Here is a 10418-nt window from a genome sequence, read left to right on the forward strand (position 1 = left end):
TTAATTAATAATCCGGGTAGCCCGGCCGATCACTTTTTCAGGGACCAGCAGACCCTGTTCGGCGCAAGCTTTCCGGTTAATGATCAGATTGTAGTTTAGTATCGGTTCAATCCGGTTCCCGGAGGAAGTTCTTCCCTTCAGGATTTCAACGGCTATAAGCCCGGCCTGATAGCCCCATTGGTCATAGTTGGCGCCAAGCCCGATGGCTGCACCCTTTTCGGCCTGCAAAGGATCGGTAACAAATAGGGGGATTTTTTGCCCGGAAGCCAGTTTCGCCAGAACCGGTAAACCCAGGTAAACGGTATTGTCGGCGGATGCCACCAGGGCGTCAATTTGTTGTCCGGCAAGATATTGTCCGGCTTGCAGGATATCATTCGTACTTGTCACCGATGCGGTCACGAGGGTGAGTCCCCGCATAGAAAATTCTTTGCTCAGGACTTTAACAGAATACTCCGCATTGGGTTCGGCATTGTTATAGGGAATTCCGATACGCTTCAGATCGGGAATACATTCCATCATGAGATCAACAAATTCACCGACTTTCAGGGGATCATAAACTCCGTAAAGATTTTCAGGTATAGTTTTAAGACCCACCTGCTCCGGTCCAAAAGCAACCGTAAAAACAACCGGAATAGTCCGAACGGTCTGTGCGGCAGCCATCATACAGGGTGTGCTGTTGGTGATAATCAGATCCACGTTTTGAGTCAGCAGGGATTGCAGGATCATGTTGATCATTGAAAGATCGCCCTGTGCATTATTATCAAGCACCTTGATGTTCTGTCCGTCTATAAAGCCAGAATCTGCCAGGGCTCGAAAAACACCAGCCTTGGCTGCATCCAGAACCGGATCCTGTGTGATCTGAACATATCCGATCGTAATTTTTTTCTCAGCCGGCTGGCAGGCAGCCAGGGAAACTATGGCCGCAACGCCGAAAAAAAAGTTCAAACGATTCATTTTTTTAATTTTGGTAAAGATAGCAAAAGAAGCTAAAATCCTTTCCGGAAGCCGGGAATTTATCTGCTGTCTGGAAAGATTGTCGAAGAGTTTGGCTATCCAAGCAGCATTATTCTGAGACAGTTTCCCAAACTTTATTTACGTCCGGAATAGGAACCGTAATACCATAGAGCCCTTTTTCGACAATATCTAAAGACAAAATGCTTTGGGTCATCGGATCATTCGTGGTGAGATAGTAGTTTTCCCCATCGCAACCCCTGATCCGGAAAGTAACTCCCTTGTAATTGGCAAAGGTGCTGATTGATACCAGGGCATCAATCTGTGTAAAGGAAGTTCCTTTATCGCGTTGGATTTGCCATCTGCCACCGGGAAGTGCTATGGTAGGATAAATCGCTCCTCCTTGTGCGCGTGCATAAATTCCGTTGCGAATGGGGTTTTCTACTTGCGTAAGAATTTCGGCAACCTTGGCATTTTTGAGTTCCGGTTCTGTAGTAACCCATCCTGTACCGTTAAATTGCGCACGGAGGATTTCATTCCCCGCAGGAGTCACTTCGTAAAGTTCACCACCTTGAGCAGGTGCATAATAGCCATCGAAGGTATATTCCGGAAAACCGCCATCACCCAATGTAGAGGATGTAAAGCCACCTCCCGTATTCGGCCATGCATGGGTCCTGGTTCCACCCATCTCTTCACAATAGGGGATGGACAGATTGCCGGTAACATTGCTGGTAAACCGTATAACAGCATAGCCTCCCCCATCGGGCGAAAACTTGGTTCCTGAATAGTCAAGCCGCATTCCGTAATATACATCACTAAGCGTTTTCAGACTTTTTACATCTCCGGCTGAAGAAACAAATCCTCCCACCGTTCCGCCATAGGTGTTATTCATATACAAAGCCACATCCTCCAAAGGAAGCACTTTTTGTAATATAGTAGAAGTAGTTGGAAAACTAACTCCTTCCCGCAGCTGCCTGAGTCGCAACTTATCACCTTCGTTCAGATGCCATGCTGAGTCGGTGCTAAATGAGATAAACTCATTCAATGACATTGTTGCATTGACAAGCAGTTCGGCCCGCTGTTCAGAAAATCCGCTCAAATTTTGCATGGCCGATTGGTTATATTGACCCTCCGGCCAGTTTTGGGTTTGTTCATCTTTAGAACAAGCGTGACCAAATACTATTACCAAAGACACCAAAACGAATAAGATAAATTGTTTTGTTTTCATAAATTGATGATTTAATGATTCGATAAGTATTAAGTTAAATATTTGTTAATCAAAGTAATACGTTAAGTTTTATTAGTATTAAACTTTTGTATTCAGTTTCCTGGGAAAGATCCGCCCCGCCAATTGTCGGACATGTCATTTCCACTATCCAGTTTGCATCGCCGGTTGCGGTTGTGTGGAAATGAAGCATGCCACATTTTGGCATTTGTTTTAATATCTTATATAATTCTTCTTGTTCAATTAAATCTTTCGACTTCACAACGGATAAAGAGCCAACCAGTGAACTTTCACGTAAATATATATATCTTTTCTGAAATCATCATAATCTAAGGCTTTCCTCCATATAAACTTAGAGGTTCATATTGTGCCGAAAGTCAGATACGACCTATATACTTTATTGCAAGTAAGGTGATATCATCTGATTGAGGCATTCCTGATGAAAATTTAGTAACATCTTGTATGGATTCTTTTACAACCTCTTCAATAGGATGAGCCAGGTGAGTTTGAAGATAGTTTTCCAAACGCTCTTCCCCATAAAGCTGTTCATGAATATTGAAAGCTTCAGTTACTCCATCCGTAAAAAGGAACAGAAGGTCGCCGGGAATCAATTGTACTTTTTTTGAATGATATATAAAATCTTCCATGCAACCCAGAACAGTGCCTGCGGTCATTTGTACCTTACGAACCTGGTTTCCTGAAAGGATATATGGAGGATTATGGCCGGCATTGACATATTCAACCTCCCCGGTCGTCGTGTTGAGAATACCATAGAAAACCGTAACAAACATGCAGGAAATGCTTTCATTACAAAGCAATCTGTTCACATAGTTCATACACTCTTCGGTAGATATGCCTGTTAGTCCTGTCGCTCTTATCAGGGTGCGGCTAACCGCCATAAAGATAGCTGCTGTAACACCCTTGCCGGAAACATCGCCGATCACAAAACCCAACCGTTCATTATCGATCAAAAAGAAGTCGAAGAAATCACCCCCAACTTCTTTTGCTGCAATCATAGAAGCGAAAATGGAAAATTCAGTGCGCTCCGGGAATGGAGGAAAAGTTTTAGGAAGAATAGCCTGCTGGATTTCACGGGCAGTCTGCAGATCCTGTTGAATAGATATCAATTCATCATGTTCCTGCAAGCTTAACCTCATCATGGTTATCTCATCCAACGTTTTATTAATGGTAATTTCCAGATCATCAAAACTGATAGGTTTGGTGAGAAAGTCAAAAGCTCCCCTGTTCATGGCTGTTCGGATATTTTCCATATCGCCATAAGCCGAAACGATCACTGTTTTTAATACAGGATTTTTCAGCTCTTTCAACCTCGTGAGTAAAGTCAATCCATCCATTTCAGGCATGTTGATGTCGGAAAGGATGAGCCCTATTTCAGGTTGTTCAATTAGTTTAGTCAGTGCTTCCAACCCATGATGAGCAAAAACAAAATCATAAACGCCATCCCTGATCTGCCTGCGAAACTTTTGTCGGATCAGTGGCTCAAGATCCACTTCGTCATCTACCACCATTATCTTTACATTCTTCATCAACTGTTCATCCATAATTAAATATTTTAGTCTCTTTTCTTATAGAAATTTGGTGCTGAATTTAAATCATCTTCATTATAATTAATTTGGGAGCGATATGGTAAACTCTGCAAATTCGCCCTCTTTCGAGTCAACCTTTACTTCACCATTATGTTCCTGAACGATAATATCATAACTTATCGACAATCCTAGTCCTGTGCCTGAACCGGCAGGTTTGGTCGTGAAAAAAGGATTAAATATCCGGTCAAGGATGGTTTGCGGGATTCCTTTTCCATTGTCCCATATCCGTATGATAATTTTATCCGGCGTCTTTTGAGTACTTACCCTAAGGATGGGGAAATAGGAATCTTTCAGCTCCTTTTTTTTCTGTGCTGTTGAATAACAAGCATTATTGATCAGGTTAAGGAAAACCCTGCTCATATCCTGGGGGACCACATTAACCAATCCGATGGATGGATCATATTCCGATTCAATTTTAATATTGAACGTATTATCGGTTGCCCTTAAACCATGGTATCCGAGGGCAACATATTCACCAAGCAGTGCATTCAGGTCGGTGGGCTGAATCTCTCCCGATTTGCCCCGGGAATGGAGCAGCATGCCGCGGATAATGCTGTCGGCTCGCTTGCCGTGTTCATTGATCTTTTTAACATTGCTTTCAATATCCCGAAGAATACCTTTCAAATAGTCCGAATCTTTGGGATCAATAATTCCTGATAATTTGTCTATTTCTTCGATTACTTCTCCAGCCAGTTCCACGGAAAGCTCAGAAAAATTATTGACAAAATTTAAAGGGTTCTTTATTTCGTGGGCAATTCCCGCGGTGAGTTGTCCCAGCGAAGCCATTTTCTCAGATTGAATCAACTGGGTTTGGGCAGCTTTCAGTGTGGCAGTCCGCTCTTCGACTTTTTGTTCAAGTGTGCGATTGTACTCTTCCAGCTTGGCATGTGAAATTTCGAGCTTTTCACCGGCTTCCTTCAAATCGCTGATTGTCCTGGTGAGGGTATCCTGCATATAATGAAATGCCGCATTGAGCCGACCGATCTCATCCTTTGAATTGATTACGGGAAGTTCAACATCGAATTCACCCTTAGCAAAAGTCTCAGTGGCTAAGGTGAGCCTGCGCAACGGACTGGTGATAGAACGCGAGATCAAAATAATAATTAGGATGAGGATGGCTCCACCTCCCAAACCGAGGCCCATAACTATCATTCTCAGGCGGTTTGCATCAGCCATAAACTCATCAACAGGAAAGACAACTCCGAGGGACCAGCTATTTAAAGGTACCGGGGCATAAGCAATCCAGCTGAGTTTTCCGGTCTTCATATTACGATATTCAATTTCTGCGAAACTGGTCTCCCCTTCGATCATGTGTCGTCCTATTTCTCGCAAGGCTGATGATTTTTGTTCATCCGCGATACTGAAAATAGTTTCGTTCATGATAAAATCCTTAATCGGATGGGTTATCATACTGCCGGTTTTCGAGATCATAAACGCATACCCTGTCTCATACACCTTGATTTCATTCACGTATAGCTGCAGCCAGTCAAGAGAAAGATCGATGGTGAGGATGCCCACGAATTTCTTTTCCCCATCCTTTTCAGAATACAAGGGAACTGAGTAAGTGGAAAGCAACATATCCGCACCACCTGTATCAAAGTATGGTTCACTCCATAATGCCGTACCAAGTTCTTTAGGGATCTGGTACCAATCCATGTAGAAATAAACATACTGGTCATTGCCCAGATTCAGGAATTCAATTTTATCGTCTTTCCGGTAATAGTAGAATGAGTAAAACTTCTCCGATTGATTTTTAAAGAAAGGCTCAAAAGCAAGGCAGGCGCCTATTATATCCTTGTTATTTTCAACCATCATCCTGAGCAAACGGTTCATTTCTGCTTCATCAAAATCATTTTGTTGATAGATCTGAGCAAAATTGTCAGGGACCCGCTGAATGGAGCTTAACACTTTTTCAATTTTTGAAACGGTACTTTTGGTGAGGTATTCAGCGTTTGATTTTAAATTTTCAACGACAATATCACGGGTGATTTTTAATGTATAATGAAAGATCAGGATGAATATAACCATAATGCTTACAAAAACATATATGATCATCTTAAACGCCAGGCCTCTTCGTAGTTTTATCTGTGATTCCTTTACCATATGCTTATCATTTCAATGATAATCATCGACTTTCCGGCAATTTGTTATAGGGTTTATAAAATGAATGATAGGGGGTAACCTTGTTAATGAACCGATTCTCTATCATGATCTGCTGAACAGTCTCATAATCTTTTTGCAGAAGGTTGGTATTGATCGTATCACTCCCTGTAGGAATATACAGTTCCTTATAATGGCTTAGCATCCATCGCTGATGAGAACGGTTGACAGGTTGGTTTTGCTTTTTAGCATATTTTTCCACGATGTCAATAGCTTCCTCCTGGTTATTAAATGCATAATTCCAACTTTCCAAAGCGGCAGTAACGAAATTCACACACAGTTCCGGATCCTCTCTGACCTTTTCAGCAAGACAGTAAATGCCATCTTCAAGGAAATTTAATCCATAGTCTGCAAAAAAGAATTTATTCAACTCATCCTCATTAGTCCCGTTGTTTAAAACAGAATGGTACTCATCGAACCAATTGGCATTGAGGATATCAACCCCACCCTGGAGAAAAAGATTATTGGTACTGCCAATCAGGATAATTTTGACATCAAGGTTATATTTTTTAAACAAAGCTTGGGGTTGCCTTTCGTACCCAATCCATATTCCTGCCCGTTTGCCATTCATATCCTCGAGTTTCGAGATTCCGCTGCTTTTTTTAGTTATAAGCATCAGGGAAGAACGGGATGACAATTGTGCAATATTAACGATATCAACGCCCTTATCCCTCAGCTCTATAGCATTAACCAACCACAACATGGCAAAATCAGTTTTTTTATTCCTTATGGCTGGTGCGACAGGCATGAGCGGGTCAAAGGGCATCATCTCCAGGTGTATTCCATGTTTTTCGAAAATCCCTTTTTCAATCCCGACATAATAGCCGGCAAATTGAGCCGAAGGAACCCAATATGGAAGCAGCCTTATCTGATGCATCGGTTTGCCAGTGTCCTGAACAATAAGATTTTCCGTATTAATATTGACTGGAGATTGTACAGGCTGGTTATCGCATGATCCAAATGATATAGCCAATATAATGAGGAGAAGAAAAACATTGGTATTCCTGGTTTGAGATGGAAACGAAACACAAAATTCAATGATTGGTTTACACCAACATGGAATAGAAAACAACCTGATCATTGACATGATAAAAGTATTTTTACATGAGTAAAAATACAAAAAGACAGACACCGATCTCATCTATGCGTCATATTAATTTTCTATTTCCCTTTTTGATCTTTCTCCGGATGGCATTTATTAAAAATTCCATTTGAGACGAATGTAATAAAGAGATCCGTAATCGCCGAATTCCGTCAGTTTATCTCCCCAGAAAACCTGCCCTATGAGAAGAAGCGACAGGTTGTTGGTAAGGGAAAAGTCGACCGAGGGTCCGGCAAAACCTGATTTGTCATTGGGATTGAAAATGCAGGCCAGGTCGGCCCTGATGAGGGGCGATACCGGGTAGCCAATTCCCGCATATAACGAATGCATGGCACGGGTGAAGTTTTTTGCGGATATATCGGCGTATAGCGATAATAATGTCCCATTACTCGCTGGTCCCCTTGTACCGGCGCTGTTGAACAAGTAGGAACCGTTTATAAAAAGAGAGTTTTTGAATGTGTAATTCATACTAACAGAACCAACCAGTACACCGCTGCTGTCCGAAAAATGTTCATATGGATGAAAATAGCTCAATTCCCCCGTAAATCCAGCTCCTTTGATATCACCTGACCAGCCGGCTCCTACTACCATATCCCCTTTCATTACCCCGCCAAACGCCTGGAAATCATAATTCCAGCGATTAAAACGGTACATGAGGGCTGAAGTAATTTTATCATCGTGATCAATTTTAAATCCGATCTGCACCGAAGAAGTCGTCCCGGTGAAATATTCCAGTAAAACAGCATCACAACCGGGCCTTTCCACGTAATCAAAATCAAAATAGTTGAAAGAGTTAAAGATATCATTAGGCGTCCAGACCAGGTTGATGCCCCAGTTGATCCGCTGCCTGCCGACGGTTGTTTCAAAATTTCCCACCTTCCACTTAACATTCACGCGGTCGATATTTGAATAAAAATAATAAGATGAGTCACTTACCCAAAGATGAGTGAGATCGAAAAAGCCATCTTCGATGGTCGACATCTCGGCATAATATGGATAATAAAGCTGGACCATCTGCCCCAGGTTCATGTTATTCCTGACCCCGACGTGGAAGGAAAAGGAATTGCCGGGAGCCCAGCGGAAATCAAGTCTGTTATTTATTGACGTCATAGTTTGCCATTGGCTTGTGGCCGGCGGAATCCATAGATTCTGAAGTGTTTGCAAATAACCGTTCAACCGCCAGTTCCGCTCCTTCTCCTGGGCTTGAAGATTTAATGTAAGAGAGATTAATATTAATATGATGAACCTTTTCATCAGAATTTGGTGTTCACATCAAATTTAATTACAATGTAATGCTTTCGAAAAGACAAAAACAAGGTGATAAAATCAGTATAATAAATTATTTAGTTTTAAGTACTTTAAATTTCAAAATTGTAATATTTATCATTTGCATTTGGGATGATGGTGAACATTGTAAGAATGAGAGGGGAGAAGTTACACCTCCTATAATACTTTTTAAATTTGTTAATTAAACAAAGATATTACATAGTCCTATATTTAATCAAAATTGTAAAATACAATGAAATATTTAATAATTAACTACATTTGATGAGGGTAGTGATAGAACAGCTTAACAATCTCAGGCATTAAAGTTAGGAAATCTCACAATGAGTGAAAAAGAGGATATAAATTCAAATAATTTTAATCCAGCCAATGATTGGAAAAAACAAGTTATCGAAGCATTGGGTTTACCACCACAGTCAGAGTATAGCAAAAAGAATGTATTAAAATATAATAGTGCTAAATCCATCGATGAATTATTGATATATTATGGAGAAGCATTACTCCTTTCAACAGCCTCAATAATAAAGCGACTTAAGATGCCAAACCCAAGTGGTATACGTTTAGGTATCATGAGTATTATTAACAAGAAATATACTGACCAGTATTATTTTGGATTTTTTAATTTGTTTTCGTTAGGAATTTTGTTTGTGTTTAACGAAGCAAAAGAATATTTAAAAGAGGACGTCAAATATGAGTTAGACGAGGAAGACTATGAGCTATTACTTAATAGTAGTGGGGTGTATTTTACTGAATTATTAGGACTAAAAAAAGATAGCTATAGAGAGAATGAATTTGTCAATATATTTTTCAAATATATAGATTTTTACAATATTCATCCAGTTGTCAAAAATTCAGATTTTATTGATAAAATAAAGGAGTTTTATGAAATTCATTATTTCAATAATGTCAAAATGGACTCAAAATCGTTTTTTGACTTCTTTGGTTTGATAGCAATGAGAAATCACTTAGCATTGTTAGATACACCTTCATTTATTGAAAATTATAAACGATTGAAACGGGATAGCAAATTGTAAGAAATATAAACTTTTCTGTACCCTATTTGTACCTCAACACAGGGGTTGAAAACTTAAATTGCTGTTATAGAAATAATTAAAAAGGTTAGTTACTTTTTGCATCAAATGGAAATCGATATAAAATATGCCACTTTTTTGTTTCTCACAGATTTTCACGGATTAAAGCACAGATTACACAGATTATTAGCATTGAAATTTGAAACTTGAAATTTGGAATCAAGTATCTCATTTCGTCTCATCTTTGGCAACCTTCCCATCCTCAATCGTTATAATCCTCCTGGCACGATCCATCACGCGCTGATCGTGAGTGGAAAAGATAAACGTCGTTTTGTACTGCTCATTCATCTTCATCATGATGTCAAGCAATTCGGCGGTCGATTTACTGTCGAGGTTAGCGGTAGGTTCATCGGCAAGGATGAAACGGGGTTTGGAGGCCAGCGCTCTTGCAACCGAAACCCTTTGCTGCTGGCCACCGGAGAGGTCGCCGGGCCGGTTGTCTATCTTATCCGGCAGCCCTACCGCTTCCAGCAATTCAATGGCCCGATGCTGCCTTTCTGTTTTACCTACCCCCTGCAATTGCAGTATGAACTCGACATTTTCCCTTGCGGTTAAAACCGGGATCAGGTTGAACGACTGGAAAACGAAACCAATATTGTGCAGCCGGAAGTCGATCAAACGACGCGAAGGCAGGCTGGTTATATTCGTCCCGTTAATATGCACCTCGCCGCTGGTAGGTACATCCAGGCCGCCCAGCATGTTCAGCAGGGTGGTTTTCCCTGAGCCGGAAGGCCCTACTATCGCTGTAAACTCGGCTTCTTCAAATGATAATGAAACCCCATTCAGTGCATTGACCGGAATTTTAGTCTCCGCGTAAACCTTGTGCAGATCTTTTGTGCTGATAACGCCCATAACAATTTAGTTCAAAGTGCAAAGTTGAGCCCCCTCTAAAAAGGGACATTAATATAAATTGAAAAAATAATAATTATCGGTAAAAGTATGACTTTGGAAAAATGCCTGTCTGGATTTCGATGAAAATTTAGCTTCAGAGAAAAATA

8 protein-coding genes are annotated in these 10418 nt (G+C 40.7%); 1 reads left to right on the forward strand and 7 read right to left on the reverse strand.

Annotation, left to right across the window (positions count from 1 at the left end; genetic code table 11):
* From M0Q51_04820 to M0Q51_04845, 6 genes are all read right to left on the reverse strand, one after another.
* Positions 1-954 carry an ABC transporter substrate-binding protein gene (locus M0Q51_04820; GenBank protein MCK9399299.1) on the reverse strand — a complete coding sequence of 318 codons (954 nt, stop codon included), beginning with the start codon at positions 952-954 and terminating at the stop codon, positions 1-3.
* Between the two features lie 109 nt (positions 955-1063).
* A complete protein-coding gene (locus M0Q51_04825; GenBank protein ID MCK9399300.1) occupies positions 1064-2179 on the reverse strand; it encodes a hypothetical protein in 1116 nt (371 codons plus the stop codon).
* A 374-nt stretch (positions 2180-2553) separates the two neighbouring features.
* Positions 2554-3738, reverse strand: a complete 1185-nt coding sequence (locus M0Q51_04830; GenBank protein MCK9399301.1) for a SpoIIE family protein phosphatase — start codon at positions 3736-3738, stop codon at positions 2554-2556.
* Positions 3739-3804: 66 nt separating this feature from the next.
* Entirely contained in the window at positions 3805-5886 is a 2082-nt protein-coding gene (locus tag M0Q51_04835) for an ATP-binding protein (protein ID MCK9399302.1), read from the reverse strand.
* A 22-nt stretch (positions 5887-5908) separates the two neighbouring features.
* Positions 5909-6820, reverse strand: a complete 912-nt coding sequence (locus M0Q51_04840) for an ABC transporter substrate-binding protein (protein MCK9399303.1) — start codon at positions 6818-6820, stop codon at positions 5909-5911.
* Between the two features lie 321 nt (positions 6821-7141).
* Positions 7142-8299, reverse strand: a complete 1158-nt coding sequence (locus M0Q51_04845; GenBank protein ID MCK9399304.1) for a hypothetical protein — start codon at positions 8297-8299, stop codon at positions 7142-7144.
* A 353-nt stretch (positions 8300-8652) separates the two neighbouring features.
* Between M0Q51_04845 and M0Q51_04850 the strand changes: the two genes are divergently transcribed.
* Complete coding sequence (locus M0Q51_04850) at positions 8653-9363, forward strand: hypothetical protein (protein MCK9399305.1); 711 nt, start codon at positions 8653-8655, stop codon at positions 9361-9363.
* Between the two features lie 225 nt (positions 9364-9588).
* Here M0Q51_04850 and M0Q51_04855 read toward each other — a convergent pair whose 3' ends face one another.
* Positions 9589-10272, reverse strand: coding sequence for an ABC transporter ATP-binding protein (locus M0Q51_04855; GenBank protein ID MCK9399306.1), 684 nt, complete (start codon positions 10270-10272; stop codon positions 9589-9591).
* Positions 10273-10418: the final 146 nt, after the last annotated feature.

Source organism: Bacteroidales bacterium, assembly GCA_023229505.1.
In the GTDB taxonomy this organism is placed as follows: domain Bacteria; phylum Bacteroidota; class Bacteroidia; order Bacteroidales; family JAGOPY01; genus JAGOPY01.

What these genes read in the sequence shown, in the direction of transcription:
- M0Q51_04855 (MCK9399306.1), bottom strand. Translation starts at nt 10,272, where the DNA reads ATGGGCGTTATCAGCACAAAAGATCTGCACAAGGTTTACGCGGAGACT.
- M0Q51_04835 (MCK9399302.1), bottom strand. Translation starts at nt 5,886, where the DNA reads ATGGTAAAGGAATCACAGATAAAACTACGAAGAGGCCTGGCGTTTAAG.
- M0Q51_04830 (MCK9399301.1), bottom strand. Translation starts at nt 3,738, where the DNA reads ATGGATGAACAGTTGATGAAGAATGTAAAGATAATGGTGGTAGATGAC.
- M0Q51_04845 (MCK9399304.1), bottom strand. Translation starts at nt 8,299, where the DNA reads ATGAAAAGGTTCATCATATTAATATTAATCTCTCTTACATTAAATCTT.
- M0Q51_04820 (MCK9399299.1), bottom strand. Translation starts at nt 954, where the DNA reads ATGAATCGTTTGAACTTTTTTTTCGGCGTTGCGGCCATAGTTTCCCTG.
- M0Q51_04825 (MCK9399300.1), bottom strand. Translation starts at nt 2,179, where the DNA reads ATGAAAACAAAACAATTTATCTTATTCGTTTTGGTGTCTTTGGTAATA.
- M0Q51_04850 (MCK9399305.1), top strand. Translation starts at nt 8,653, where the DNA reads ATGAGTGAAAAAGAGGATATAAATTCAAATAATTTTAATCCAGCCAAT.
- M0Q51_04840 (MCK9399303.1), bottom strand. Translation starts at nt 6,820, where the DNA reads ATGCATCAGATAAGGCTGCTTCCATATTGGGTTCCTTCGGCTCAATTT.